At 65.0% G+C, this 24,958-nt stretch carries 25 protein-coding genes; 18 read left to right on the forward strand and 7 right to left on the reverse strand.

The window, feature by feature from the left end:
• Window positions 1-531, forward strand: coding sequence for a hypothetical protein (locus tag E8F12_RS21395; RefSeq protein ID WP_280327194.1), 531 nt, complete (start codon window positions 1-3; stop codon window positions 529-531).
• Between the two features lie 351 nt (window positions 532-882).
• The gene (gene gdhA / locus E8F12_RS21400; RefSeq protein ID WP_280327195.1) at window positions 883-2,217 is read left to right on the forward strand and encodes an NADP-specific glutamate dehydrogenase; all 1,335 of its coding nucleotides are present in this window, start codon (window positions 883-885) and stop codon (window positions 2,215-2,217) included.
• A 142-nt stretch (window positions 2,218-2,359) separates the two neighbouring features.
• Here the strand turns inward: gdhA and E8F12_RS21405 are convergent, their stop codons facing one another.
• The 4 genes from E8F12_RS21405 to E8F12_RS21420 all read right to left on the reverse strand — a co-directional run bounded on the left by E8F12_RS21405 (window position 2,360) and on the right by E8F12_RS21420 (window position 7,130).
• On the reverse strand, window positions 2,360-2,716 hold the full coding sequence (locus E8F12_RS21405) for a hypothetical protein (RefSeq protein ID WP_280327196.1): 357 nt from the start codon (window positions 2,714-2,716) through the stop codon (window positions 2,360-2,362).
• A gap of 80 nt (window positions 2,717-2,796) precedes the next feature.
• Complete coding sequence (gene rtcA / locus E8F12_RS21410) at window positions 2,797-3,822, reverse strand: RNA 3'-terminal phosphate cyclase (RefSeq protein ID WP_280327197.1); 1,026 nt, start codon at window positions 3,820-3,822, stop codon at window positions 2,797-2,799.
• A gap of 67 nt (window positions 3,823-3,889) precedes the next feature.
• Complete coding sequence (locus E8F12_RS21415) at window positions 3,890-5,110, reverse strand: RtcB family protein (protein WP_280327198.1); 1,221 nt, start codon at window positions 5,108-5,110, stop codon at window positions 3,890-3,892.
• A 160-nt stretch (window positions 5,111-5,270) separates the two neighbouring features.
• Window positions 5,271-7,130 carry a DUF4105 domain-containing protein gene (locus E8F12_RS21420; RefSeq protein WP_280327199.1) on the reverse strand — a complete coding sequence of 620 codons (1,860 nt, stop codon included), beginning with the start codon at window positions 7,128-7,130 and terminating at the stop codon, window positions 5,271-5,273.
• Between the two features lie 158 nt (window positions 7,131-7,288).
• Here E8F12_RS21420 and E8F12_RS21425 point away from each other — a divergent pair, with 158 nt between their 5' ends.
• The 6 genes from E8F12_RS21425 to E8F12_RS21450 all read left to right on the forward strand — a co-directional run bounded on the left by E8F12_RS21425 (window position 7,289) and on the right by E8F12_RS21450 (window position 12,588).
• Window positions 7,289-7,612, forward strand: a complete 324-nt coding sequence (locus tag E8F12_RS21425) for a TraR/DksA family transcriptional regulator (protein ID WP_280327200.1) — start codon at window positions 7,289-7,291, stop codon at window positions 7,610-7,612.
• Between the two features lie 89 nt (window positions 7,613-7,701).
• On the forward strand, window positions 7,702-10,212 hold the full coding sequence (locus E8F12_RS21430; protein ID WP_280327201.1) for an ATP-binding protein: 2,511 nt from the start codon (window positions 7,702-7,704) through the stop codon (window positions 10,210-10,212).
• A gap of 212 nt (window positions 10,213-10,424) precedes the next feature.
• Entirely contained in the window at window positions 10,425-10,766 is a 342-nt protein-coding gene (locus tag E8F12_RS21435) for a hypothetical protein (protein WP_280291932.1), read from the forward strand.
• Between the two features lie 192 nt (window positions 10,767-10,958).
• Window positions 10,959-11,453: a TIGR00645 family protein gene (locus E8F12_RS21440; protein WP_280291933.1), complete on the forward strand. Its 495-nt coding sequence runs from the start codon at window positions 10,959-10,961 to the stop codon at window positions 11,451-11,453.
• 125 nt (window positions 11,454-11,578) lie between these two features.
• Complete coding sequence (locus E8F12_RS21445) at window positions 11,579-11,884, forward strand: DUF6482 family protein (RefSeq protein ID WP_280327202.1); 306 nt, start codon at window positions 11,579-11,581, stop codon at window positions 11,882-11,884.
• A gap of 86 nt (window positions 11,885-11,970) precedes the next feature.
• Window positions 11,971-12,588: an FKBP-type peptidyl-prolyl cis-trans isomerase gene (locus E8F12_RS21450; protein WP_280327203.1), complete on the forward strand. Its 618-nt coding sequence runs from the start codon at window positions 11,971-11,973 to the stop codon at window positions 12,586-12,588.
• Between the two features lie 142 nt (window positions 12,589-12,730).
• Here the strand turns inward: E8F12_RS21450 and E8F12_RS21455 are convergent, their stop codons facing one another.
• Together E8F12_RS21455 and E8F12_RS21460 are read right to left on the reverse strand one after the other, a co-directional pair.
• Complete coding sequence (locus E8F12_RS21455; protein ID WP_280291936.1) at window positions 12,731-12,973, reverse strand: hypothetical protein; 243 nt, start codon at window positions 12,971-12,973, stop codon at window positions 12,731-12,733.
• Window positions 12,974-13,102: 129 nt separating this feature from the next.
• Window positions 13,103-14,071, reverse strand: coding sequence for a polyprenyl synthetase family protein (locus tag E8F12_RS21460; RefSeq protein ID WP_280327204.1), 969 nt, complete (start codon window positions 14,069-14,071; stop codon window positions 13,103-13,105).
• 244 nt (window positions 14,072-14,315) lie between these two features.
• Here E8F12_RS21460 and rplU point away from each other — a divergent pair, with 244 nt between their 5' ends.
• From rplU to E8F12_RS21485, 5 genes are all read left to right on the forward strand, one after another.
• A complete protein-coding gene (gene rplU, locus E8F12_RS21465; RefSeq protein WP_016490856.1) occupies window positions 14,316-14,627 on the forward strand; it encodes a 50S ribosomal protein L21 in 312 nt (103 codons plus the stop codon).
• A 24-nt stretch (window positions 14,628-14,651) separates the two neighbouring features.
• On the forward strand, window positions 14,652-14,909 hold the full coding sequence (rpmA, locus tag E8F12_RS21470; protein WP_120653000.1) for a 50S ribosomal protein L27: 258 nt from the start codon (window positions 14,652-14,654) through the stop codon (window positions 14,907-14,909).
• Between the two features lie 140 nt (window positions 14,910-15,049).
• Window positions 15,050-16,267 carry an Obg family GTPase CgtA gene (gene cgtA, locus E8F12_RS21475; RefSeq protein ID WP_280327205.1) on the forward strand — a complete coding sequence of 406 codons (1,218 nt, stop codon included), beginning with the start codon at window positions 15,050-15,052 and terminating at the stop codon, window positions 16,265-16,267.
• An 80-nt stretch (window positions 16,268-16,347) separates the two neighbouring features.
• Window positions 16,348-17,466: a glutamate 5-kinase gene (gene proB / locus E8F12_RS21480; protein WP_280327206.1), complete on the forward strand. Its 1,119-nt coding sequence runs from the start codon at window positions 16,348-16,350 to the stop codon at window positions 17,464-17,466.
• Between the two features lie 16 nt (window positions 17,467-17,482).
• A complete protein-coding gene (locus tag E8F12_RS21485; RefSeq protein ID WP_280327207.1) occupies window positions 17,483-17,947 on the forward strand; it encodes a CreA family protein in 465 nt (154 codons plus the stop codon).
• Between the two features lie 115 nt (window positions 17,948-18,062).
• Here the strand turns inward: E8F12_RS21485 and rpsT are convergent, their stop codons facing one another.
• Window positions 18,063-18,338, reverse strand: coding sequence for a 30S ribosomal protein S20 (gene rpsT / locus E8F12_RS21490; protein WP_069082204.1), 276 nt, complete (start codon window positions 18,336-18,338; stop codon window positions 18,063-18,065).
• Window positions 18,339-18,552: 214 nt separating this feature from the next.
• Between rpsT and murJ the strand changes: the two genes are divergently transcribed.
• From murJ to E8F12_RS21515, 5 genes are all read left to right on the forward strand, one after another.
• Window positions 18,553-20,088 carry a murein biosynthesis integral membrane protein MurJ gene (gene murJ / locus E8F12_RS21495; RefSeq protein ID WP_280327208.1) on the forward strand — a complete coding sequence of 512 codons (1,536 nt, stop codon included), beginning with the start codon at window positions 18,553-18,555 and terminating at the stop codon, window positions 20,086-20,088.
• A gap of 110 nt (window positions 20,089-20,198) precedes the next feature.
• Window positions 20,199-21,137 (forward strand): bifunctional riboflavin kinase/FAD synthetase, encoded by a 939-nt coding sequence (gene ribF, locus E8F12_RS21500; RefSeq protein ID WP_280327209.1) that lies wholly within the window; start codon window positions 20,199-20,201, stop codon window positions 21,135-21,137.
• 15 nt (window positions 21,138-21,152) lie between these two features.
• Window positions 21,153-23,987, forward strand: a complete 2,835-nt coding sequence (gene ileS, locus E8F12_RS21505) for an isoleucine--tRNA ligase (RefSeq protein WP_280327210.1) — start codon at window positions 21,153-21,155, stop codon at window positions 23,985-23,987.
• On the forward strand, window positions 23,980-24,483 hold the full coding sequence (gene lspA, locus E8F12_RS21510; protein WP_280327211.1) for a signal peptidase II: 504 nt from the start codon (window positions 23,980-23,982) through the stop codon (window positions 24,481-24,483). Before ileS ends, lspA begins: the two co-directional genes overlap by 8 nt.
• A complete protein-coding gene (locus E8F12_RS21515) occupies window positions 24,476-24,913 on the forward strand; it encodes a peptidylprolyl isomerase (protein WP_280327212.1) in 438 nt (145 codons plus the stop codon). The genes lspA and E8F12_RS21515 overlap by 8 nt, the downstream gene beginning before the upstream one ends.
• The last annotated feature ends 45 nt before the right edge of the window (window positions 24,914-24,958 follow it).

Here is a 24,958-nt window from a genome sequence, read left to right on the forward strand (position 1 = left end):
ATGAAAGGATTCAACCACTACCTGTTCTGGCTCTCGACCCTGGCGCTGTTCGGCGTCTGCGGGCTGTACTTCTCCTTCTACCCGTCAACGGCCTGGAAACTTGGCTCGGTGGTCTGTGCCCTGCTGCTGGGAGGCGGACTCTACGCCTGGCTGGCCTGGCGCGAGCGCTTCGTCGCGCTGTTCGGGCTGGAGACCGCATCCGCCCGTCTGCAGTTGCACCTGACCCTGGGGGCACTGCTGGTGCTGGTGGTCTGGGGCGCGCTGCAGGTCCCGGTGGCCGCTCTCTTTACCCAGTGGCTGGGCAAGGAGGTGGACTTCTCCGCACGGATCCTGGGCAAGGACCAGGGTGGCCTGGGCTGCGAATACCGTGTGCATCTGGTGCTGGATGCTGCAGCGCAGGGGATGGGCGTGTGCGTATCGGAAGACGTCTGGCTGTCCTTGCCGGAAAGTGGCGTGGTGGTAATGCGCGGCAAGCGCAGCGGGCTGGGCATCAATCCCAGGCAGGTGCTACACGAATCGGTGGGAGGCTGAACCTGTTCAGGCCTCGCTCCCCCCTCCGGAGCACCTCAGGCCCACGTGGCTGAATTCGGACGGCGCCCCCGGCGTTACCGATTCTCGTCGTCCTCGTGACGTTGTTGTGCTTCGCCGACCTCTTATGGTGCTCCAGTGCAATTTTATGGTGCATATCCCGGGGAGCCCTGCATGAGAGCATTCCCTTGAAAACTGCCGATGCAGCGGAACGATAGCCTGCATTTTCGTCTGATTTATATGTAATGCACCAAAAAGATTCATTAATGCGTCATTTTGCCCTATCGAGGTGCTGCCCGGCTTGGTAGAGTTTCGCGCCATAAATTGTTCACAAAAGAAAAATTGGTGAGAAACATGACGCAATCCGTCGACGCATTCCTGCTGCGCCTGAAGCAGCGTGATCCCGACCAGCCCGAGTTCCATCAGGCAGTGGAAGAAGTGCTGCGCAGCCTGTGGCCCTTCCTGGAAGCCAATCCGCATTACCTGGAGGCCGGCATCATCGAGCGGATCGTCGAGCCGGAGCGTGCCGTCCTGTTCCGCGTGCCGTGGGTCGACGATCAGGGACGGGTCCGCGTCAACCGTGGCTTCCGCGTGCAGATGAGCAGCGCCATAGGTCCCTACAAAGGCGGCCTGCGCTTCCATCCTTCCGTGAACCTGGGGGTGCTGAAGTTCCTGGCCTTCGAACAGGTGTTCAAGAATTCCCTGACCTCGCTGCCCATGGGCGGCGGCAAGGGCGGCTCGGACTTCGACCCCAAGGGCAAGAGCGACGCCGAGGTGATGCGTTTCTGCCAGTCCTTCATGAGCGAGCTGTACCGCCATATCGGTGCCGACCTGGACGTGCCGGCCGGTGATATCGGCGTCGGCGCCCGCGAGATCGGCTTCCTCTTTGGCCAGTACAAGCGCCTGTCCAACGAGTTCACCTCGGTCTTGACCGGCAAGGGCCTGGCCTATGGCGGCAGCCTGATTCGCCCCGAGGCCACCGGCTTTGGTTGCGTCTACTTCGCCCAGGAGATGCTCAAGGGCATCGGTCGCGGCTTCGACGGCCAGCGTGTGGCGATTTCCGGCTCCGGCAACGTCGCCCAGTACGCGGCGCAGAAGGTCATGGAGCTGGGCGGCAAGGTGATCTCGCTGTCCGACTCCGAAGGCACCCTCTTCGCCGAGGCCGGCCTGACCCAGGAGCAGTGGGAAATCCTGATGGAGCTGAAGAACGTCCGTCGTGGGCGGATCAGCGAACTCAGCGGGCCTGGGCTGCGCTTCCTCCCCGGCCAGCGGCCCTGGGCGTTGCCCTGCGATATCGCACTGCCCTGCGCGACGCAGAACGAACTGGATGCCGACGACGCGCGCGCGCTGCTGGCCAATGGCTGCGTCTGCGTGGCCGAAGGCGCCAACATGCCCTCCACCCTGGAGGCTGTGGATATCTTCATCGAGGCGGGCATCCTCTTCGCCCCGGGCAAGGCCTCCAACGCCGGCGGCGTGGCCACCAGCGGCCTGGAGATGAGCCAGAACGCCATGCGCCTGCACTGGACCGCCGGTGAAGTGGACCAGCGCCTGCACGGCATCATGCAGAACATCCACCACGCCTGCGTGCACCATGGCGAAGAGAATGGCCGGGTGAACTACGTCAAGGGCGCCAACATCGCCGGCTTCGTGAAAGTGGCCGACGCGATGCTGGCGCAGGGAGTGGTGTAACGCCGCGCCTTGCTTGAAGGTGGCCTTGTGGGGGCGAATTCATTCGCTGAGCAGCCCGCAGGGCTGCCCTGCAGGGGTTCCGGGGGCAGCTGCGCTGCCCATTGCGAATGAATTCGCCCCCACAGTTGTCCGCAGCCGCCGATCAATCGGGATGCAGCGCCCTGCCCATGGCGTTGTCCCGATTCCGCTCCCACGCATCGTCGTCCCGGTCGCGCATCCTGTCCTCATACTCCCGCCGCTCCTCGCTCCGCACCTGGGCCTGGCACTGGCGGAAGCCGTCGTCCCAGCCCCCTGCGTAGGTGGCTTCCCCAAGGTAGCGCGGCACATTCTTGCGGAACTCGCCGCTGATCACCCCGGCCGCCTGGCGTCCACTGCTGCAGCCGTCGGCGAAGGCCGGTGGGTAACCCTCGGCGATCAGGTGGTCGTGGGTGGTTTCGCAGCCCGCGAGCAGGCTGCCCAGGAGCAGGCAGCAGATCAGGCAGGCATGGCGCGATGCCACGGTGGACTCCCGGTGCGCTCTAGTGCGCACGTTCTGGGGGATGTTGCAGACAGCCTAGCGCCGGACTCGTGATGAAATCGTCAAGGCGAGCTGACGACGACGCGGTACCGATTCGCGGCCAGCGCCTCGCTGTGGATGTGCACCGGCAGAAAGCGTTCGATCACCTGCCAGTTGCTCCGCAAATGGTCGCTCAGGCGCAGGGTGGTGAAGCTGCCGGCGCCGGCCAGCGCCATGGGAAGTAGCAACTGGTCGGCCAGGTGCTCGCCCACCGCGCAGTGACTCGCCAGCCAGGCCTCGGCCTGGACGATGGCCTGGCCGGCCACGCGCTCGGCGCTGACGCGCGGCTGGCCGAAGGCGGCGAAAGTTTCCCGAACCTGTTCGCAGTCGATTTCCAGCAAAAGTACGTTGCCGGGCCCCTGATCCTGCGGCAGGAATACCAGCTGTCGTTCGCCGTCGCTCCAGCCCAGGCGGCGCCTTACCCGTTCCAGTTCGCGTTCGCCGATATGCATCGGCAGGCCGGCGAGCAGGGCGCGGGCGCGCCGCTGGCGGATCGCGCCGGGGCGTTCCAGGTGCAACGGCTGCCAGCGCGCCGGGCGCACCCTGGCCAGGATCTCGCCGCCACCGGCGGGAACGAAGCCGTGCCGGAGCAGCTCCAGTTCCACTTCCGCACCCATCCTCCGCAGCAACGGCAACCAGCTGTTCTGCAGGAAGTCGGCCGGTGGCGCCAGCGGGTTGTGGGTGCCCCCGGTGATACGCACCTGGCTCTCGCCGCGAGCCATCAGCAAGGCCGGCAGCAAGGTCTGCAAGACCAGCGAGCAGCTGCCGGCGGTGCCGATGGCGAAGGCATAGTGGCCGGCGCGGATCGGGCCGGGGCGAAAGCTCAGCTCCCCCGAGCCCAGCTCCGCACCTTCGACCTGGGCCCCGCAGACCTCGGCGGCCGCCCGCACGGCGGTAAGGTGCTGGCGCAGCAATCCCGGGCGGCTGCGCTGGCCCCTGATGGTGTGGATGCGGAAGGACCGTGCGCTGATCATCGACAGGCTGAGGGCGCTGCGCAGAATCTGCCCGCCGCCTTCGTTGCCGTCGAGTTCGATGATGTCCTGTTTCATGCTGCTCCTTGGGCGCGGCGCCGGCCCATCTGGCGCAGGCGGCGGTCCGAGTGCGCTCGGCGCTGGCTTATCCTTTCACGCACACCACCTGGCGCAAGGTATGCACCACTTCCACCAGGTCGCGCTGGGCGGCCATCACCGCGTCTATGTCCTTGTAGGCCATGGGAATCTCGTCGATCACGTCCTTGTCCTTGCGGCATTCCACATGGGCGGTGGCGCGGACCTGATCCTCCACGGTGAACAGCTTCTTCGCCCGACCGCGGCTCATGCTGCGGCCGGCACCGTGGCTGCAGGAGCAGAATGCCTCTTCGTTTCCCAGGCCGCGGACGATGAAGCTCTTTGCGCCCATGGAGCCGGGGATGATGCCCAGCTCGCCCTTCTGCGCCGACACCGCGCCCTTGCGCGTCACCAGCACCTCGCGACCGAAGTGCTGCTCCTTCTGCACGTAGTTGTGGTGGCAGTTCACCGCTTCCAGATTGGCTTCGAACGGCGTGCCGATGGCCTTGCGCGCGGCGGCGATCACCGCCTGCATCATCAGGGCGCGGTTCTGCCGGGCGAAGTCCTGGGCCCAGCCCACGGCTTCCACATAGTCGTCGAAGTGCCGGCTGCCTTCCTCGAAATAGGCCAGGTCGCGGTCCGGCAGGTTGGCCAGGTGCTGGCGCATGTCGGCCTGGGCCAGTTCGATGAACTGGGTGCCGATGGCATTGCCGACCCCGCGCGAGCCGCTATGCAACATGAACCAGACGCGGTCGGCCTCGTCCAGGCAGACCTCGATGAAGTGGTTGCCGGTGCCCAGGGTGCCGAGGTGATGGCGATTGTTGGTCTTTTCCAGCCGGGGGTACTTGGCGGTGATCGACTTGAATCGCATGGCCAGGGAGCGCCAGGCCTGGTCGGCGGCTTCCGGCACGTTGTCCCAGGCGCCCTGGTCGCGTCGGCCGAAGGTCTTGCCGTGGGGCACGGCGTGCTCGATGGCGCTGCGCAGGCCACGGAGGTTATCCGGCAGGTCGGCGGCCCGCAGGGAAGTGAGGGCGGCGATCATGCCGCAGCCGATGTCCACACCGACTGCGGCGGGAATGATGGCGCCAACCGTGGGGATCACGCTGCCGATGGTCGAGCCCTTGCCCAGGTGCACGTCGGGCATTACCGCCAGGTGCTTGAAGATGAAGGGCATCTTCGCCGTATTGATCAGTTGCTGGCGGGCTTCCTCTTCCACGGGCACTCCCTCGGTCCAGAGCCGGATGGGTTTGCCGCCAGCCACTTCCAGCAGTTGCGGACTGTTCTGTTTCATCTGCGCTGCCTGATGAAGGGTGGATAACCATTCTGGGCCTGTTCGCGCAGGCCGGGCGCGCATCTTACCGACGGAGCCATGAGAATGTAGGAGCCAGCTTGCTGGCGAATAGCGATTCGCCAGCAAGCTGGCTCCTACAGGACGGCATCCCTTGTGCGTGTCAGTAGTGATACCACTTGAGTTCCAGCATCACCTCGTTCACCGGCGCGGCGAGCTGGCTGAACTCACGCTGGGCGGAAAAGCGCAGGCCGAGGTTGCGGGAGATCTCCCATTGCTGGTTGAGGGACAGGCGGCGACGCACTTCGCCGTTGTGGAAGTAGTCGCCGGCCGCCTCCAGGCTGAGGCTGCCCAGCGGGTTGTGCCAGAGCAGGCCGGTGTCGAAGCCGGCTGCGGTGGCGATGAAGGGCGCGAAGTCCTCGTTGTGCTCGATGCGGGCCGTAGCCAGGGCGAAACCCAGGGCATCCTCGCCGAACTGCCAGGAGCCGCCGACACCGCCGTTCAGGTGGCTGACCAGGCGTCCGTCGCCGTCTTCGCCGAGCACGCGCTCCAGGCCGCCAGCCACCTGCCAGGACCAGGGTTTGAGCAGTTCGCCGCGCGGGGTGAGGGAGCGAATGGTGGCCAGGTCCAGGCGTTGCAGCTGCCAGTGGTTGTTTTCGTACTGGCGCAGCTTGGCCTGGAGAATCTCGATCTGGGCGCCCAGGGGAAAGCCGGACAGATTGTCGTTTAGATCGTGATAGGCCATGCGCAGACCGTACTCGGCGAAGGCCTCGTCATCACGGCTACCCAGGCCCAGCTGCCAGGTGCGCGACTCGTGGCCTTCCTCGGGCAGGCTGGGGCGTTCGACCTGCAGGGCGGGCGGCGGATTGCGGTTGATGCCCTGCAGCAACTTGAAACTGCGGGTGGTGTTTTCGCGGGTACGTTGCTCGCCGGTGGCACGATAGCGTACCAGGCGGAAGGCGGCGTCCTGGATCAGGGCGCGGCGTGGGGTGGGCTGGGCGAGGAAGGCCGGATCATCCAGCAGCTTCTCGTCAGCGGCCAGGCGCAGCACCCACTGCTGCTCGGCGGCGTCCAGCGGCTCGGCGCGCGCCAGCAGCTCCTTCTCCCGCGAGGGACGGTAGTCGATGCTCTCCACCAGGCCGGATTGCTTAACCGCGCGTACCGTGTCCGTGGGGATGGCGGTGAGGGGGAAGTCGTCGGTCAGCTCCAGGCCGGGGCGGGCGATTTCCAGCAATTCCAGCAGGCGGTAAGAGCAGTTCTCGTCGAAGAAGTAGTAGTCGAAGCGGACCTGCTTGAGTTCCCAGACGTGCTCCACCATGCGCCCGGTTTCTTCGGGGCTCAGGTTCAGGCGGTATTCCCAGAGGTCGCGGTTCTCCAGGCGGCTGTATTCACTGAGCTTCTCGCGGTAGGGCACCAGGGCGAAAAGCCCCGGATAACCGCCCATCAGGCCCTTCCAGGCATAGAGGATGCTGTTGTCGGCACCCTCGATGAAGGCGCCGAAGTTCAGCGCGTAGCTGAGCAGGGCGGTGTTGTTCTCGTGCACGTCCGGCTGGTCGATGCGCAGCAGGGTGTGGCCGAACATCGACGACGGGCTGTTCAGGTAGGCCGCCGGGAATACCAGCACCGTGCTGTGCGGGTTGACGTCGCTGTACCAGGTGCGGAATTCGTTGCAGTCCGGTTGCGGCAGGTCGCTCAACCGGAGCTGTTCGCGCAGCCAGCGGGTGCGCGCCGGATAGCTGCATTGGGGATGCTTGTCGCCGAGGCTGGCCGGGGCGTAGAGGGCATCCAGGGTGGCGCGCAGTTCGGCGGCCGGGTTGCTGGGGCCATCGTCGGCGAAGAAGAACTTCGGGTCGTCCACGTAGCTGCGCCAGCCGCCCAGCTTGCCGGTTTCGTAATGGCCGAGGGCGATCCAGTAGGGATCGTCTGCCAGCGCCTGGAGACGTTCGGCGGGGAGGTCGGGGGCGGCGTGGGCAAGGGGCCAGATACTCAGGGCGAGGTACGGCAAAATCCGTTTCAAGGGCACAACTCTTCTTCGCGAGAGATTTGTCGGCCGGAGCTTTGGGGAACGCCGGGGCGGGTGTCAAGCAAGGTCATCGTGGACAATTGCGCAAGTTTGCCGACGCGGGGTGCAGGCTCCGTTACAGCGTCCACACTTAGGGGGTGAACTGGGGAGATTCCACCATGACCGCCACCGACCCTCGGGCTGCCCTCGACGCCCTGATAGCGGAGTACACCGTTCGCGCCAACGCCATTCGCGAAGACCTGGCCCGCAGCCATTCGCCCGACTTCGCCGAGCAGGCGATCCAGCGCGAGAACGACGAAGTGCTGGAGGCCATCCTAGCCGAGACCGAGGCGGCCTTGCGCCGGGTCGGCATGGCCAAGCTGCGCCTCGCCGACGGCAGCTACGGCTATTGCCAGCGCTGTGGCGAGCCCATCGAGGCGGCGCGCCTGGCAGTTTTGCCGGCCGCCGAGTACTGCCTGGGCTGCGCCGACCTCGCCCGCTGAACGCTGCATGGCGCAATGCCTTGCCAGTCATGACGGGGCGGCGCCAGAATGCGGCCATCGCTTCTTTGCCGAGCCACTAAGGACTCTCGATGCCTGATTCCTTCGCTGCCAGTCTGCGACTGGCGCCCGATGCGCTGACCCGTCCCTTCGAGCCTCAACAGTTCAGTTTCAAGTCCACCGAGGATCTTGAGCCTTTCCGTGGCGTGCTCGGTCAGGAGCGCGCGGTGGAGGCCCTGCAGTTCGGCGTCGCCATGCCGCGCCCCGGCTACAACGTCTACGTGATGGGCGAGCCCGGTACCGGCCGCTTCTCCTTCGTCCAGCGTTACCTCAAGGCCGAAGGCAAGCGCCTGGCGACGCCGGTGGACTGGGTCTACGTCAACCATTTCGACGAACCCCGCGAGCCGCGCGCCATCCAGCTGCCGCCTGGTGAAGCCCAGGGCTTCATCAGTGACATCGAGCACCTTGTGGATAACTTGCTGGCAACCTTCCCGGCCGTGTTCGAGACGCCCACCTTCCAGCAGAAGAAGAGCGCCATCGACCGCGCCTTCAACCAGCGCTATGACCGCGCCCTGGATGTGATCGAGCGCCTGGCGCTGGAGAAGGACGTCGCCCTCTACCGCGACAGCGCGAACATCGCCTTCACCCCCATGAAGGACGGCAAGGCCCTGGACGAGGCGGACTTCGCCCAACTGCCGGAGTCCGAGCGCGAACGCTTCCATGAAGACATCGCCGCCCTGGAAGAGCGCCTGAACGAGGAACTCTCCAGCCTGCCGCAGTGGAAGCGCGAGTCGAGCAACCAGCTGCGCCAGCTCAACGAGGAAACCATTGCCCAGGCCCTGCAGCCGCTGCTTTCGCCGCTCTCGGAAAAGTATGCGGAGTACGCCGGGGTGGTGGCCTATTTGCAGGCGATGCAGTGCAACCTGCTGAAGACGGTGGTCGACCAGTTACTCGACGAGAAGCCCGACGCCCAGCGCCGCGAGCTGCTCGAAGAGCAGTACTGCCCCAGCCTGGTGGTGGGCCACCACGCCAGCGGCGGCGCGCCCGTGGTGTTCGAGTCCCACCCGACCTACGACAACCTGTTCGGTCGCATCGAGTACGGCACCGACCAGGGCGCCCTCTATACCAGTTATCGGCAACTGCGCCCGGGCGCGCTGCACCGCGCCAACGGCGGCTTCCTGGTGCTGGAGGCGGAGAAGCTGCTGGGCGAGCCCTTCGTCTGGGATGCGCTCAAGCGCGCCCTGCATTCGCGCCAGCTGAAGATGGAATCCCCCCTCGCGGAGCTGGGCCGCCTGGCCACCGTGACCCTGACCCCGCAGGTGATCCCGCTGCAGGTGAAGGTGGTGATCATCGGCTCGCGCCAGCTCTACTACACCCTGCAGGACCTGGATCCCGACTTCCAGGAGATGTTCCGGGTGCTGGTGGACTTCGACGAGGAGATCGCCCTGTCGGACGACAGCCTGGAGCAGTTCGCCCAGTTGCTGAAGACCCGCACCTCGGAGGAGGGCATGGCGCCCCTGACGGCAGAGGCCGTGGCCCGCCTGGCGACCTACAGCGCACGCCTGGCCGAACACCAGGGACGCCTGTCGGCCCGTATCGGCGACCTGTTCCAACTGGTCAGCGAGGCGGACTTCATCCGCCACCTGGCCGGCGAGACCATGACCGGGGCCGGCCATATCGAGCGCGCCCTGAAGGCCAAGGCGACCCGCACCGGCCGTGTTTCGGCGCGCATCCTCGACGACATGCTGGCGGGCATCATCCTGATCGACACCGCTGGAGCGGCCGTGGGCAAGTGCAACGGCCTGACCGTACTGGAAGTGGGCGACTCGGCATTCGGCGTGCCGGCGCGTATCTCCGCCACCGTCTACCCGGGCAGCTCGGGCATCGTCGACATCGAGCGCGAGGTCAACCTCGGCCAGCCCATCCACTCCAAGGGCGTGATGATCCTCACCGGCTACCTCGGCAGCCGCTACGCCCAGGAATTCCCCCTGGAAATTTCCGCGAGCATCGCCCTGGAGCAGTCCTACGGCTACGTGGACGGCGACAGCGCATCGCTGGGAGAGGCCTGCACCCTGATTTCCGCCCTGTCGCGTACGCCGCTCAAGCAATGCTTCGCCATCACCGGTTCGATCAACCAGTTCGGCGAGGTACAGGCGGTCGGCGGGGTCAACGAGAAGATCGAAGGCTTCTTCCGTCTCTGCGAGGCGCGCGGTCTGACTGGCGAGCAGGGGGTGATCATTCCCCACGCCAACATCGCCAACCTGATGCTCGACGAACGCGTGCTGGAGGCGGTGCGCGACGGGCAGTTCCATGTCTATGCCGTTCGCCAGGCCGACGAGGCCTTGAGCCTGTTGGTGGGCCAGCCTGCCGGCGTGCCGGACGACAAGGGCGAGTTTCCCAAGGACAGCGTCAACGCGCGGGTGGTAGAGCGCCTGCGAGAAATCGCCGAGATGGGGCTGGAGGAGGAGGAGAAGGCCGGTCCGGCCCATGAAGTGGTAGACGCCGTTTCCAAGGCCGCAGCCCCGCCCAAGCCGGCCCGCAAAGGGCCGAAGCAAGAGCCGGGCAAGGTGCCGGTTCCGGACAAGACCCAGGGCCCGGTCTGATCTGAGTCCTGACCAGCCATGCCGGGTCCGGTTCCCGGTGTGGCTGGTCAGTCATTGAGCGGCAGGGACAAAGCTTGTGCAGCGTGCATCCCGCCGTGTTTCCCTCACCCTGTTCACAGGGTTATCCACAGTTCGCGTGGATAAGCGTCGCGCTTTCGCAGGTCGAAACTCGGGTGTAGGCTGAAAACCAGGCCCCTGCGAGGAAAGCCGCCATGACGCGCAACCTCTGCCTTACCCGCCAATGCCTGGGACTGGTGACTCGGATCGAATGCGTGATCCGTCCGCTGGCGGGAGAGAATGGACTCTGGACGCTGCTCTGTGCGGCGGGGATGTCGGGGGAACAACCCTCGGCGATCAAAGCCCAGGGCCCATTCCACGGGCCTCTCGTGGCCGAGTCGGTGCTGTCCGCAATTGCCGACTGCCTGGCTGAACAGGGCTACACCGAAGCTGACGATCCGCCGATCTGGCGCCTGCACCTGCAGGGCGAGTTGCGACGACTCAACGGCACCCGTTGTCGACATCTGGGTGACTACCAGTTCCGGCCAGAAACCTGACGCGCAGCTGGCCAGCACTTGATCAGCCTCCGCCAGCCGGCGGCGGAGGGCCCGTCTGCGTGACGTTCCAGTGCCCATGCACAGACTCATCCACAGTGTTTGGGGACAATTCCTCGCGTGTTGCCATTATTTTTCTGTAGGAATCTCGCCGCTATACTCGCGTCCGGTTTTTTTGACTGACTGCGAGAGGCCATGGAACGCTTTGTAGAAAACTCGATGTATGCCGCGCGCTGGTTGCTGGCGCCCATTTATTTCGGCCTGTCCCTGGCGCTGCTGGCGCTGACGTTGAAGTTCTTCCAGGAAATCCTGCACATCCTGCCCCACGTCTTTGAGAAGACTGAAGCGGACCTGATCCTGGTGCTGCTCTCCCTCATCGACATGTCGCTGGTGGGCGGCCTGCTGGTGATGGTGATGATCTCCGGCTACGAGAACTTCGTCTCGCAACTGGATATCGACGAAGACAAGGAAAAGCTGAGCTGGCTGGGCAAGATGGATTCCGGCTCGCTGAAGATGAAGGTGGCAGCCTCCATCGTGGCGATTTCCTCCATCCACCTGCTGCGCATTTTCATGGATGCCCAGAACATCGATAACAGCAAGATCATGTGGTACGTGGTGCTGCACATGACCTTCGTCATTTCGGCTTTCGCCATGGGCTACCTGGACAAGATGACCAAGCACGACCACTGATCCCCTTCCTGCCGCCGCCCAGACCGCCCGGCCGCCGAAAAGCGGACGGGCGGTTGCGTTTCTGCCGTCGGTATCGGGGGCTGTGCATTAGATTTGTGGTGTACAGCGCGCGCGAGGGCGAAGCCATGAAATTGCACGACCTCACCAGCCATGCCCGTGCCGGGCACGTCGAAGAGATCAACCTGATTTCCCTTGAAGGTGGCATCTACCTGCTGGAAGCGCTGATCGACGGTCGCTCCCACGCCCTGGATGACGGTCGTGGCCATGTCATCCACCTGCGTTCGGTGGAACACGCCCGCGAGGTGCTGCACGAGTTCCCGGAAGTGCCTTTCCACCTGGTGCACAGCGTGGTGCATGACGAGATGTGCGGAATGGAAGCGGACAGCCAGGATACGGTGCGCGTACCGATCTCGACCCGAGTGTCCCACTGAGGCGGAACAGCCCGGCAGGAGCCTGCTCCGGGGAGGAAAAGCTGTGCTAGTCTGGCCCGCCTTTTTTTCCTGAGCGGAGCTCCGCGATGTCCCAACTCGAACTTTCTACCGACGAAACCCGCGTCAGCTACGGCATCGGCCGTCAACTCGGCGACCAGATCCGTGACAACCCTCCGCCCGGCGTGAGCCTGGAAGCCGTGATCGCCGGCCTCAGCGATGCCTTCCAGGGCCTGGAAAGCCGCGTCGACGGCGCTGCACTGTCGGCCAGCTTCAAGGTGATTCGCGAGCTCATGCAGGCCGAAGCCCAGGCCAAGGCCGAGGCCGCCGCTGGCGCCGGTCGCGAGTATCTGGTGGAAAACGCCAAGCGCGACGGCGTTACCGTCCTGCCGTCCGGCCTGCAATACGAAGTGCTGGTAGCGGGCGAGGGCGCCAAGCCGTCGGCCGAAGACACCGTACGCACCCACTACCACGGCACCCTGATCGACGGCACCGTGTTCGACAGCTCGTACGATCGCGGCCAGCCGGCCGAATTCCCGGTTGGTGGCGTGATCGCCGGTTGGGTCGAGGCCCTGCAGCTGATGAACGCCGGCAGCAAGTGGCGCCTGCACGTGCCGAGCGAGCTGGCCTACGGCGGCCAGGCCGTCGGCAGCATCCCGCCGCACAGCGTGCTGGTGTTCGACGTGGAACTGCTGGAAATCCTCTGATTCCGGAAGTGACCCTTGGGCGGGCCTTCCCTGGCTCGCCCAAGAACCGGCGAGGGTGCCTGTGCCCTCGCTGCAAGGCCTACGCCCGGGCGATGGCCTTGCGGATGATGCATCCCGGCATCATCGATATCTTTCCCTTCCCTCACTGCGTCTCGCTGCAGGGCCGCAGCGCCCTGGCGTAGCAGAACAGGAAGAGGTTGCGCACCAGCTCCTTGAGTACCAGCGGTTCGCTGGAGCTGAGGCCGGCAAGGTCGAGGTCGCCCTGGTCGCGCAGTTCGTCCAGGGCTTCCTCTTCCAGCACGGCGCAGACCTCACCGGTTTCCCGGTGCAGTATCCGCAGGTAGGGGTGGGGGCGATCCAGCCAGGCATCGATCAGGTAGGTCATGGCTCATCTCCTTGAAAAGCGTTGAGATGAGAATAATTCCTATTATCAAAATAGCAAGAGCCAATCGATACCTTTCGTCGAGGCAGAAAAAAGCCCGTCGCAGGACGGGCTTTTCTGACGGTTCCGGCCTCAGTGGGTCCGGGCCACGGCGAACTCGCTGAGTTCGATCAAGGCATCGCGATAGACGTTGGAGGGCAGCAGGTCCAGGCAGGCGATGGCGCGGGTGGCGTAGTCGCGGGCCAGGTGCGCGGTGTAGTCCAGGGCGCCGGCGGCTTCCACGGCGGCGCGGATGCCTTCCAGGTCCTGGCTGCCACCCTGCTGGATGGCCTTGCGTACCAGGCTGGCCTGTTCCGGGGTGCCGTCACGCATGGCGGCAATCAGCGGCAGGGTGGGCTTGCCTTCGGCCAGGTCGTCGCCGACGTTCTTGCCGAGGCTGGCGGCGTCGCCGCGGTAGTCGAGCAGGTCGTCCACCAGCTGGAAGGCGATGCCCAGGTAGTCACCGAAGGTACGCAGCGCCTCGGCCTGCTCGGCGGAGGCGCCGGCCAGCATGGCCGCGCTGTGGGTGGAGGCCTCGAAGAGCATCGCGGTCTTGCCGCGGATGACTTCCATATAGGTTTCCTCGGTGGTGCTGGCGTCGCGGATCTTCGACAGCTGCAGCACTTCGCCCTCGGCGATCACTCGGGTGGCCTGGGAAATGATGCGCATCACCGGCATGGAGCCGAGTTCCACCATCATTTCGAAGGAGCGCGCATAGAGGAAGTCGCCTACCAGCACGCTGGGCGCGTTGCCCCACAGCGCATTGGCGGTGGAGCGGCCACGGCGCAGGCCGGAGGCGTCGACCACGTCGTCATGCAGCAGGGTGGAGGTGTGCAGGAACTCGATGGTGGCGGCCAGCAGGCGCAGTTGGTCACCGCCAAAACCCAGAGCGTTGCCGCTGAGCAGTACCAGCAGCGGGCGCAGGCGTTTGCCGCCGGCGGAGACGATGTAGTCGCCGATCTTCTCCACCAGGGGGACGCGGGAGGTCAGTTGTCGACGAATGATTTCGTCGACTGCGGTAAAATCGTCCGCCACCACGCGGTAGAAAGCCTGGGGTTGCATCAGCCAGAGGTGCTCCTGTTAGGTTGCGCGGCATGCTAGGGACCGGGCCGGAGGCTGTCAAGGCGAGCCCCGGCGGTGCTTGCGCGGCAATCGCGGCTTGCGTACAATCGCGGCCCCTGAACTTCCTTGGGCATTTTCCTGCCTTACGCAATTGCACGGGCGTCAGTTCCGGCCCCATGCAGCCATGCCGACCCATACCTCTTTCTATAAAGCGTCGGGTGAGCAGGTTTAACGGAGAAAATCCATGTACGCAGTTATCGTTACCGGCGGCAAGCAATACAAAGTCGCTGAAGGTGAATTCCTGAAGATCGAGAAGCTCGAAGTCGCCACCGGCGAATCCGTGACTTTCGATCGCGTCCTGCTGATCGGCAATGGCGAAGACGTGAAAATCGGTGCTCCGGTCGTCGATGGCGCCAAAGTAGTCGCTGAAGTGGTCTCTCAAGGCCGTCACGACAAAGTGCGCATCATCAAGTTCCGCCGTCGTAAGCACCACATGAAGCGCCAGGGCCACCGCCAGTGGTTCACTGAAATCAAGATCACCGGCATCCAGGCCTAATTTCCTTTTTGGAGGATTTGACTCATGGCACACAAAAAAGCTGGCGGTTCTACCCGCAACGGCCGCGACTCAGAAAGTAAACGCCTTGGCGTGAAGCTGTTCGGCGGCCAGGTTGTCAAAGCTGGCAACATCATCGTGCGTCAGCGCGGCACCAAGTTCCACGCCGGCGTCGGCGTTGGCCTGGGCAAGGATCACACCCTGTTCGCGAAAGTGGACGGCGTGATCAAGTTCGAGGTCAAAGGTGCTTTCGGTCGCAAGTACGTAAGCATCGTCGCGGCCTGATCGCGACCTCGCTGGAAAAGCCCCGTCTTGCGACGGGGCTTTTTCGTTTCTGCTTCACGGAAACTCTGCATCGAGCGGGGTTCCCTGTATCCTATGTGCTTTGTTTCACTCAACCCGTCCCCGTGGCGGGAGGCGTCCTGATGAAATTCGTCGATGAAGTATCGATCTTTGTAAAAGCGGGCGACGGCGGCAATGGCCTGATGAGCTTCCGTCGCGAAAAATTCATTGAGAAGGGCGGCCCCAACGGTGGTGACGGGGGTGATGGCGGCTCCGTGTTCATGGAGGCCGATCCCAATCTCAATACCCTGGTGGACTACCGCTACACCCGTCGCTTCGACGCCCAGCGCGGCGAGAACGGCGGCAGCAAGGACTGCACCGGGCGCAAGGGCGAGGACCTGATCCTGCCGGTACCGGTGGGCACCACCGTGATCGATGCCGCGACCCAGGAAATCATTGGCGACCTGACCAGGGCCGGGCAACGCCTGCTGGTGGCCCAGGGCGGCTGGCACGGCCTGGGGAACACCCGTTTCAAGTCCAGCACCAACCGCGCACCGCGTCAGACCACCAAGGGCAAGCCGGGCGATTCCCGCGATCTCAAGCTGGAGCTGAAGGTACTGGCCGACGTTGGCCTGCTGGGCCTGCCGAATGCCGGCAAGAGCACCTTCATTCGTGCGGTCTCCGCCGCCAAGCCGAAGGTGGCCGATTACCCTTTCACCACCCTGGTGCCGAACCTGGGTGTGGTCAGTGTCGGTCGCTTCAAGTCCTTCGTGGTGGCCGACATCCCTGGCCTGATCGAGGGTGCCGCCGAAGGCGCCGGCCTGGGCATTCGCTTCCTCAAGCACCTGGCGCGTACCCGCCTGCTGCTGCACATTGTCGACATGGCGCCGCTGGACAAAAGCGATCCGGCTGAAGCGGCCGCGACCATCATCGAAGAGCTGGGTCGCTTCAGTCCCGCGCTGACCGAGCGCGATCGCTGGCTGGTGCTGAACAAGGCCGACCAGTTGCTGGATGGAGACCGTGAGGCGCGGTTGAAGGCGGTTATCGAGCGTCTGGACTGGAACGGTCCGGTGTTCGTGATCTCCGCCCTGGAGCGCGAGGGGACCGAGGCCATTTCGCAGGAAATCATGCGCTACCTCGACGAGCGCACCCTGCGCATGGAAGAGGAGCCGCAATACGCCGAGGAGCTCGCCGAGCTGGATCAGCGTATCGAGGACGAGGCCCGTGCCCGCCTGCAGGCCATGGACGATCAGCGCGCCCTGCGTCGCGCCGGCCTGAAGAGTGCCGGTGTCGAGGATGACGACGATTTCGATGACGACGAGGATGACGGCGACGGGCCGGAAATCTTCTACGTACCCTGACTCCGGCGCCGCCCGGCGCTGTGGGATGTTCGCATGGCCGCGCGCCTTGCCGCGCGGCCTTCTAGCTAAGGTTGGACGATATGCGGGACAAGGTGACTGGCGCGCAGCGCTGGGTGGTGAAGATCGGAAGTGCATTGCTGACGGCTGATGGCCGCGGGCTGGATCGTTCGGCCATGGCGATCTGGGTCGAGCAAATGGTGGCCCTGCGCAATGCGGGCGTGGAACTGGTGCTGGTGTCTTCCGGCGCCGTTGCCGCCGGGATGAGCCGCCTGGGCTGGAATAGCCGTCCGAGTGCCGTGCACGAGCTGCAGGCGGCGGCGGCGGTGGGGCAGATGGGCCTGGTCCAGGCCTGGGAGTCCAGTTTCGCCGAGCATGGCCGGCACACTGCGCAGATCCTGCTGACTCACGACGACCTTTCCGACCGCAAGCGTTACCTGAACGCCCGCAGCACCCTGCGCACCCTGGTGGAACTGGGCGCCATCCCGGTGATCAACGAGAACGACACCGTGGTCACCGATGAAATCCGCTTCGGCGACAACGATACCCTGGCCGCCCTGGTGGCGAACCTGGTAGAGGCCGACCTGCTGGTGATCCTCACTGACCGCGACGGCATGTTCGATGCCGATCCGCGCCACAATCCCGATGCCCAGCTGATCTTCGAGGCCCGTGCCGATGATCCGGCGCTGGATGCCGTGGCCGGCGGCACCGGCGGCGCCCTGGGGCGTGGAGGCATGCAGACCAAGCTGCGCGCTGCACGCCTTGCGGCCCGCTCCGGAGCTCACACCGTAATCGTGGGTGGACGAATCGAGCGGGTGCTGGATCGCCTCAAGGCGGGCGAGCGCCTGGGGACTCTGCTGGCTCCCGAGCGTGGCCTGCTGGCGGCGCGCAAGCAGTGGCTGGCTGGCCATCTGCAGACTCGCGGCACGCTGGTGCTGGATGCGGGGGCGGTCAAGGCGCTGCGCGAAGATCGCAAGAGCCTGCTGCCGGTGGGTGTGAAGGCCGTCCAGGGCAGTTTCCGTCGTGGCGAGATGGTGGTCTGCGTGGGGCCGGATGGCGCCGAAATCGCCCGTGGCCTCGCCAACTACAGTGCCTTGGAGGCGCAGAAGATCATCGGCCAGTCGTCGGATCTCATCGAGAAACTGCTCGGCTATGTCGACGAGCCGGAGCTGGTGCATCGGGACAACCTGATTCTGGTCTGAGTGGGTGGAGGGATAGATGCGCCTTTTCAAGGGATTGGCGGCGGCCCTGGCGGCTATGCCGCTGCTGGCCGTGGCTGAAGAGATCGGTTCGGTGTCCACCGTGTTCAAGTGGGTGGGGCCGAACGACAAGATAGTGGTCGAGGCGTTCGATGATCCCGGGGTCGAGGGCGTGACCTGCTACCTGTCGCGGGCCAAGACTGGTGGGGTGAAGGGCGGTCTCGGGCTGGCCGAAGACCGTGCCGAGGCCTCCATCGCCTGTCGCCAGGTGGGGCCCATTCGCTTCAAGGGCGAGCTCAAGGAGGGCGAGGAGGTGTTCAAGGAACGCACCTCGCTGGTGTTCAAGACCATGCAGGTGGTGCGTTTCTTCGACCGCAAGCGCAATAGCCTGGTCTATCTGGTTTATAGCGACAGGGTGATCGAGGGGAGTCCGCAGAATGCGGTGACTGCCATCCCGATCATGCCCTGGCCGGTGAAGCCCTGACCTGATGCGAGAAGCCCGACGAGTTCGGGCTTTTTTGCGGCTCGATGGTGGGGCAGGCTATTTCGCGGGCAATAAAAAACCGGCCAGGAGGCCGGTTTTTCGCAAGAACTCAAGCTTAGGCAGCAGCTTGACCGAGCGCCTTGATGTGGGCGTTCAGGCGGCTCTTGTGACGAGCAGCTTTGTTCTTGTGGATGATGCCTTTGTCGGCCATGCGGTCGATCACCGGTACAGCGGCGGTGAAAGCGGCTTGAGCCTTGGGCAGGTCTTTGGCGTCGATAGCCTTGACCACGTTCTTGATGTAGGTACGAACCATGGAGCGCAGGCTGGCGTTATGGCTACGACGCTTCTCAGCCTGTTTGGCGCGTTTTTTGGCAGAAGGTGTATTGGCCACCGTCAAGCTCCTCGAAACTGGGGGATACATTCAAATAAGGCCGCGAATCTTGCCTACCCGTCCGATCCTTGTCAAGGGCAATCGGGAGGCCGCGGCGACGAGCGTGCATTCTCGCACAGGATGATTTATTCCCGCTCGGCCTCTACACTCGGCAGCCTTGACCGCCCGGCCCGTACAGCGTCGCCGGGTCGCGCGTTTCCTGTCCGGACCCCTTATGAACCTGCTCAAGTCGCTGGCGGCCGTCAGCTCCATCACCATGCTTTCCCGCGTCCTGGGTTTTGTCCGCGACACCATAGTTGCGCGCTACTTCGGCGCCGGCATGGCCACCGACGCCTTCTTCGTTGCTTTCAAGTTGCCCAACCTGCTGCGCCGGATCTTCGCCGAAGGCGCCTTCTCGCAAGCTTTCGTGCCCATCCTGGCCGAGTACAAGACCCAGCAGGGCGAGGAGGCGACCCGCACTTTCGTCGCCTATGTCTCGGGCCTGCTGACCCTGATCCTGGCACTGGTGACCCTGCTGGGCATCCTGGCCGCCCCCTGGGTGATCTGGGTAACCGCGCCGGGTTTCGCCAAGGAGCCCGAGAAGTTCGCCCTGACTACCGACCTGCTGCGGGTGACCTTCCCCTATATCTTCCTGATCTCGCTGTCGTCCCTGGCGGGTGCCATCCTGAATACCTGGAACCGCTACTCGGTGCCGGCATTCGTGCCGACCCTGCTGAACGTCAGCATGATCGGCTTCGCGCTGTTCCTGATTCCCTATTTCGATCCGCCGATCATGGCGCTCGGCTGGGCGGTGCTGGCCGGCGGCCTGGCCCAGTTGCTCTACCAGCTGCCGTCGCTGAAGCGCATCGGCATGCTCGTGCTGCCGCGGCTGAACCTGCGCGATACGGGCGTCTGGCGGGTGCTGAAGCAGATGGGGCCGGCCATCTTCGGGGTTTCCGTCGGGCAGATTTCGCTGATCATCAACACTATCTTCGCTTCCTTCCTGGCGGCGGGCTCGGTGTCCTGGATGTATTACGCCGATCGCCTGATGGAGCTGCCTTCCGGCGTGCTGGGCGTTGCCCTGGGCACCATACTGCTGCCCTCCCTGGCCAAGACCTACGCCAGTGACGACCGCCATGCCTACTCGCAGCTGCTCGACTGGGGCCTGCGCCTGTGCTTCCTGCTGGTGCTGCCCTGCACCCTGGCCCTGGCACTCCTGGCCGAACCCTTGACGGTGTCCCTCTTCCAGTACGGCAAGTTCAGCGCCAACGACGCGCTCATGACCCAGCGTGCGCTGATCGCCTACGCCGTCGGCCTGCTCGGGATCATCCTGGTGAAGGTGCTGGCTCCTGGGTTCTACGCGCGGCAGAACATCCGCACGCCGGTGCGCATCGCCATCTTCACCCTGGTGGCGACCCAGCTGATGAACCTCGCCTTCGTCTTCCCCCTGCGGCATGCCGGCCTGGCCCTGTCCATCAGCCTGGCCGCCTGCCTGAATGCCGGGCTGCTCTACTGGCAGCTGCGCAAGCAGCAGCTGTTCCAGCCGCAGCCGGGCTGGGGCCGGTTCCTCGCCAAGCTGGTTCTGGCGGTGCTGGTGATGTGCGCCGTGCTGCTGGGTGTGATGTTCCTGATGCCGGCCTGGGAGCAGGGCGGCATGACCGAGCGGCTGCTGCGCCTGGGTGCGCTGGTAGGGGCGGGCGTAGTGGCCTATTTCGGCATGTTGGCGCTGCTGGGATTCCGCCCACGCGACTTCGCCCGGCGGGCCGTCTGATTCGCTGACGCCCATCCCGTGGCCACTTGTCGCACTGGCGGGCGTGTGCCGCCTGTTGTCCGGCGCCGGCTGTGCGTATAATCGACCACTTTGTGAACAAGACTTGTGCTATGCAGCTGGTTCGAGGCCTACACAACCTGCGCCCCCAACATCGGGGCTGTGTCGCCACCATTGGCAATTTCGACGGCGTGCACCGCGGCCACCAGGCCATTCTCAAGCGGTTGCGCGAGCGTGCGGCTGAGCTGGGTTTGCCCAGTTGCGTGGTGATTTTCGAGCCGCAGCCGCGCGAATACTTCGGCCCGGATACAGCGCCTGTGCGCCTGACGCGCTTGCGCGACAAGCTCGAGCTGCTGGCGCGCGAGGGCGTGGACCGGGTGCTCTGCCTGGCTTTCAACCGCCGCCTGCGCGAGCTCAGCGCCGCGGAGTTCGTCCATGCGGTGCTGGTTGAAGGGCTGGGAGCGGCGCACCTGGAGATCGGCGACGATTTCCGCTTCGGTTGCGATCGTGCCGGCGATTTCGCCTTCCTCCTGCAGGCTGGCGACGCCGAGGGCTTCAGCGTCGAAGCCGCGGCTACCGTGGAGCTGGATGGCCAGCGGGTCAGTAGCACGCGGGTGCGCCAGGCCCTGGCCGCGGGCGACTTCCCCCTCGCCGAGCGCCTGCTGGGCCGTCCCTTCACCATTACCGGCCGGGTGCTGCACGGTCAGAAGCTCGGCCGCCAGCTGGGCACCCCGACCGCGAACGTGCAGCTCAAGCGCCGCCGCGTCCCGCTCAACGGCGTGTACCTGGTGAGCGTGGAGCTGGACGACCAACAACTGCCTGGCGTCGCCAACATCGGCGTACGTCCCAGCGTCAAGGGCGACGGGCGCGCCCACCTGGAGGTCCACCTGCTGGACTATTCCGCCGACCTCTACGACCGGCGGATCAGCGTGACCTTCCACCACAAGCTGCGCGATGAGCAGCGTTTTGCCTCCCTGGAGGCGCTGAAGTCGGCGATCGATGCGGATGTCGCTGCCGCCCGTGCCTATTGGCAGGGTACTCAATCAAATTGAAGAGCCTGGACTGAAATGACCGATTACAAAGCGACCCTCAACCTGCCGGACACGGCATTCCCGATGAAGGCCGGTCTGCCCCAGCGCGAACCGGAACTGCTGCAGCGCTGGAACAGTATCGACCTGTACAGCAAGCTGCGGCAGATCGGCGAAGGGCGCCCGAAGTTCGTCCTGCATGATGGCCCGCCCTACGCCAACGGCAGCATTCACATCGGTCACGCGGTCAACAAGATCCTCAAGGACATCATCGTTCGCTCCAAGACCCTGGCGGGCTTCGATGCCCCCTACGTTCCGGGCTGGGACTGCCACGGCCTGCCAATCGAGCACAAGGTCGAGACCACCCACGGCAAGAACCTGCCCGCGGACAAGACCCGCGAGCTGTGCCGCACCTACGCCGCCGAGCAGATCGAGGGCCAGAAGGCCGACTTCATCCGCCTGGGCGTGCTGGGTGAGTGGGACAACCCCTACAAGACCATGGCTTTCGCCAACGAGGCCGGCGAGATCCGTGCCCTGGCCGAAATGGTCAAGCAGGGTTTCGTGTTCAAGGGCCTGAAGCCGGTGAACTGGTGCTTCGATTGCGGCTCGGCCCTGGCCGAGGCCGAAGTCGAGTACCAGGACAAGAAGTCCGACGCCATCGACGTCGCCTTCGCCGTGGAAGACGCCGACAAGCTGGCCGCCGCCTTCGGTCTGGCGAGCCTGGCCAAGCCGACCGCCATCGTCATCTGGACCACCACGCCCTGGACCATCCCGGCCAACCAGGCGCTCAACGTCCACCCCGAATTCAACTACGCGCTGGTGGATACCGGTGCGCGCATCCTGCTGCTGGCCGAAGAACTGGTGGAGTCGTGCCTGTCGCGCTACGGCCTGGAAGGCGAGGTCATCGCCACCGCCAAGGGCGAGGCGCTGGACCTGATCCGCTTCCGCCATCCCTTCTACGAGCGCCTCTCGCCGGTCTACCTGGCCGAGTACGTCGAACTGGGCGCCGGTACCGGTATCGTCCACTCCGCGCCGGCTTACGGTGAGGATGACTTCCGTACCTGCAAGCAGCACGGCATGAGCAACGACGACATCCTCAGCCCGGTGCAGAGCAATGGCGTCTATGTCGAATCGCTGCCCTTCTTCGGCGGCCAGTTCATCTGGAAGGCCAACCCGGCCATCGTCGCCAAGCTGGAAGAAGTGGGCGCGCTGCTCAAGCACGAGAGCATCAGCCACAGCTACATGCACTGCTGGCGCCACAAGACCCCGCTGATCTACCGCGCCACCGCGCAGTGGTTCGTCGGCATGGACAAGCAGCCCGCCGCGGGTGCCACCCTGCGCGAGCGTGCGCTGGCCGCCATCGAGCGCACCGAATTCGTCCCGACCTGGGGCCAGGCGCGCCTGCAGGGCATGATCGCCGGCCGTCCCGACTGGTGCATCTCGCGCCAGCGCAACTGGGGCGTGCCGATTCCCTTCTTCCTGCACAAGGCCACCGGTGAGCTGCACCCGCGCACCGTCGAGCTGATGGAGCAGGTCGCCCAGCGCGTCGAGCAGGAAGGCATCGAGGCCTGGTTCAAGCTGGACGCCGCCGAACTGCTCGGCGACGAAGCCGGCCAGTACGACAAGATCAGCGATACCCTGGACGTCTGGTTCGACTCCGGCACCACCCACTGGCACGTGCTGCGCGGCTCCCACGCCGAGCTGGGGCACCCCAGCGGCCCGGCCGCCGACCTCTACCTGGAAGGCTCGGACCAGCACCGTGGCTGGTTCCACTCGTCCCTGCTGACCGGTTGCGCCATCGACGGCCATGCGCCGTACCGCCAGCTGCTGACCCACGGTTTCACCGTGGACGAGAGCGGCCGCAAGATGTCCAAGTCCCTGGGCAACGTGATTGCCCCGCAGCAGGTCACCGACAGCCTGGGCGCCGACATCCTGCGCCTGTGGGTATCGGCGACCGACTATTCCGGCGAGATGGCTGTCTCCCAGCAGATCCTCCAGCGCAGCGCCGATGCCTACCGTCGAATCCGCAATACCGCGCGCTTCCTGCTGGCCAACCTGAACGGCTTCGAGCCGGCCAGGGACCTGCTGCCCGCCTCGGACATGCTGGCCCTGGACCGCTGGGCCGTGGACCGCGCCCTGCTGCTGCAGCGCGAGCTGGAAGAGGCCTATAGCGAGTACCGCTTCTGGAACGTCTACTCCAAGGTGCACAACTTCTGCGTGCAGGAGCTGGGCGGCTTCTACCTGGACATCATCAAGGACCGCCAGTACACCACCGCGGCCGACAGCGTGGCGCGCAAATCCTGCCAGACCGCGCTGTTCCACATCGCCGAGGCGCTGGTGCGCTGGGTCGCACCGATCCTGGCCTTCACCGCCGAGGAGATCTGGCAGTACCTGCCGGGCGAGCGGAACGAATCCGTCATGCTCAACACCTGGTACCAGGGCTTGGCCGAGCTGCCGGAAGGCACCGAACTGGATCGCGAGTTCTGGGAGCAGGTGATGGCCGTCAAGGCCTCGGTCAACAAGGAGCTGGAGAACCTGCGTAGCACCAAGGCCATCGGCGGCAACCTGCAGGCCGAGGTGACCCTGTTCGCCGAAGACGCCCTGGCTGCGCGCCTGGCCAAGCTGGGTAACGAACTGCGCTTCGTGCTGATCACTTCCGTCGCTGAAGTCCAGCCGCTGGCCAGCGCCCCGGCCGATGCCGTGGAAACCGACGTGGCCGGCCTCAAGCTGAAGATCCACAAGTCCGCCTTCACCAAGTGCGGCCGCTGCTGGCACCACCGCGCCGACGTCGGCCAGTTCGTGCAGCATCCGGAGCTGTGCAGCCGTTGCGTGGAGAACATCGATGGCGCTGGTGAGGTTCGTCATTATGCCTAAGGGATACGGCCGCCTCGGCTGGCTCTGGCTGACCGTACTGGTGTTCGTGGTGGACCAGGCGAGTAAGTGGTTCTTCGAGACCGAGCTCAGTCTCTACCAGCGGATCGTGGTCATTCCCGACCTCTTCAGCTGGACCCTGGCCTACAACACCGGCGCGGCCTTCAGCTTCCTCGCCGACAGCTCCGGCTGGCAGCGCTGGCTGTTCGCCCTGATCGCCATCGTGGTCAGCGCCGTGCTGGTGGTCTGGCTCAAGCGCCTCAAGCCCGGCGAGACCTGGCTGGCCATCGCCCTGGCCCTGGTGCTGGGCGGTGCGCTGGGCAACCTGTACGACCGCATCGTGCTCGGCCATGTGGTCGACTTCATCCTGGTGCACTGGCAGGACCGTTGGCGCTTCCCGGCATTCAATGTGGCCGACAGCGCCATCACAGTCGGCGCAATCATGCTGGCGCTGGACATGTTCAAATCGAAGAAATCCGGAGAAACCGCCCATGACTGAACATCGCATAGGGCCGGACATGCAGGTCACCCTGCATTTCGCCATCAAGCTCGACAATGGCGATGTGGTCGACAGCACCTTCGAGAAGCAACCCGCCACCTTCAAGGTGGGCGACGGCAACCTGCTGCCGGGCTTCGAGAGCGTGCTCTTCGGCCTCAAGGCCGGCGACAAGCGCGTGCTGGCGATCGAGCCCGAGCAGGGCTTCGGCCAGCCCAACCCGCAGAACGTGCAGGTGATGCCCCGCGGCAACTTCCAGGACATGGAACTCTCCGAAGGCCTGCTGATCATCTTCAATGACGCGGCCAACGCCGAGTTGCCCGGGGTGGTCAAGTTCGTCGATGACAGCCACGTGACCATCGACTTCAACCACCCGCTGGCCGGCAAGCCGCTGTCCTTCGAAGTGGAGATCCTGTCGGTCCGCCCCGTCTGAAGGGGCGGGCAACTGTAGGAGCGAGGGGGACGCCGAGTTCTTGCT

The organism is Pseudomonas sp. BN102 (genome assembly GCF_029871245.1).
In the GTDB taxonomy this organism is placed as follows: domain Bacteria; phylum Pseudomonadota; class Gammaproteobacteria; order Pseudomonadales; family Pseudomonadaceae; genus Metapseudomonas.

What these genes read in the sequence shown, in the direction of transcription:
- E8F12_RS21395 (WP_280327194.1), top strand. Translation starts at nt 1, where the DNA reads ATGAAAGGATTCAACCACTACCTGTTCTGGCTCTCGACCCTGGCGCTG.
- gdhA (WP_280327195.1), top strand. Translation starts at nt 883, where the DNA reads ATGACGCAATCCGTCGACGCATTCCTGCTGCGCCTGAAGCAGCGTGAT.
- rtcA (WP_280327197.1), bottom strand. Translation starts at nt 3,822, where the DNA reads ATGAAACAGGACATCATCGAACTCGACGGCAACGAAGGCGGCGGGCAG.
- E8F12_RS21415 (WP_280327198.1), bottom strand. Translation starts at nt 5,110, where the DNA reads ATGAAACAGAACAGTCCGCAACTGCTGGAAGTGGCTGGCGGCAAACCC.
- E8F12_RS21425 (WP_280327200.1), top strand. Translation starts at nt 7,289, where the DNA reads ATGACCGCCACCGACCCTCGGGCTGCCCTCGACGCCCTGATAGCGGAG.
- E8F12_RS21430 (WP_280327201.1), top strand. Translation starts at nt 7,702, where the DNA reads ATGCCTGATTCCTTCGCTGCCAGTCTGCGACTGGCGCCCGATGCGCTG.
- E8F12_RS21435 (WP_280291932.1), top strand. Translation starts at nt 10,425, where the DNA reads ATGACGCGCAACCTCTGCCTTACCCGCCAATGCCTGGGACTGGTGACT.
- E8F12_RS21440 (WP_280291933.1), top strand. Translation starts at nt 10,959, where the DNA reads ATGGAACGCTTTGTAGAAAACTCGATGTATGCCGCGCGCTGGTTGCTG.
- E8F12_RS21445 (WP_280327202.1), top strand. Translation starts at nt 11,579, where the DNA reads ATGAAATTGCACGACCTCACCAGCCATGCCCGTGCCGGGCACGTCGAA.
- E8F12_RS21450 (WP_280327203.1), top strand. Translation starts at nt 11,971, where the DNA reads ATGTCCCAACTCGAACTTTCTACCGACGAAACCCGCGTCAGCTACGGC.
- E8F12_RS21455 (WP_280291936.1), bottom strand. Translation starts at nt 12,973, where the DNA reads ATGACCTACCTGATCGATGCCTGGCTGGATCGCCCCCACCCCTACCTG.
- E8F12_RS21460 (WP_280327204.1), bottom strand. Translation starts at nt 14,071, where the DNA reads ATGCAACCCCAGGCTTTCTACCGCGTGGTGGCGGACGATTTTACCGCA.
- rplU (WP_016490856.1), top strand. Translation starts at nt 14,316, where the DNA reads ATGTACGCAGTTATCGTTACCGGCGGCAAGCAATACAAAGTCGCTGAA.
- rpmA (WP_120653000.1), top strand. Translation starts at nt 14,652, where the DNA reads ATGGCACACAAAAAAGCTGGCGGTTCTACCCGCAACGGCCGCGACTCA.
- cgtA (WP_280327205.1), top strand. Translation starts at nt 15,050, where the DNA reads ATGAAATTCGTCGATGAAGTATCGATCTTTGTAAAAGCGGGCGACGGC.
- proB (WP_280327206.1), top strand. Translation starts at nt 16,348, where the DNA reads ATGCGGGACAAGGTGACTGGCGCGCAGCGCTGGGTGGTGAAGATCGGA.
- E8F12_RS21485 (WP_280327207.1), top strand. Translation starts at nt 17,483, where the DNA reads ATGCGCCTTTTCAAGGGATTGGCGGCGGCCCTGGCGGCTATGCCGCTG.
- murJ (WP_280327208.1), top strand. Translation starts at nt 18,553, where the DNA reads ATGAACCTGCTCAAGTCGCTGGCGGCCGTCAGCTCCATCACCATGCTT.
- ribF (WP_280327209.1), top strand. Translation starts at nt 20,199, where the DNA reads ATGCAGCTGGTTCGAGGCCTACACAACCTGCGCCCCCAACATCGGGGC.
- ileS (WP_280327210.1), top strand. Translation starts at nt 21,153, where the DNA reads ATGACCGATTACAAAGCGACCCTCAACCTGCCGGACACGGCATTCCCG.
- lspA (WP_280327211.1), top strand. Translation starts at nt 23,980, where the DNA reads ATGCCTAAGGGATACGGCCGCCTCGGCTGGCTCTGGCTGACCGTACTG.
- E8F12_RS21515 (WP_280327212.1), top strand. Translation starts at nt 24,476, where the DNA reads ATGACTGAACATCGCATAGGGCCGGACATGCAGGTCACCCTGCATTTC.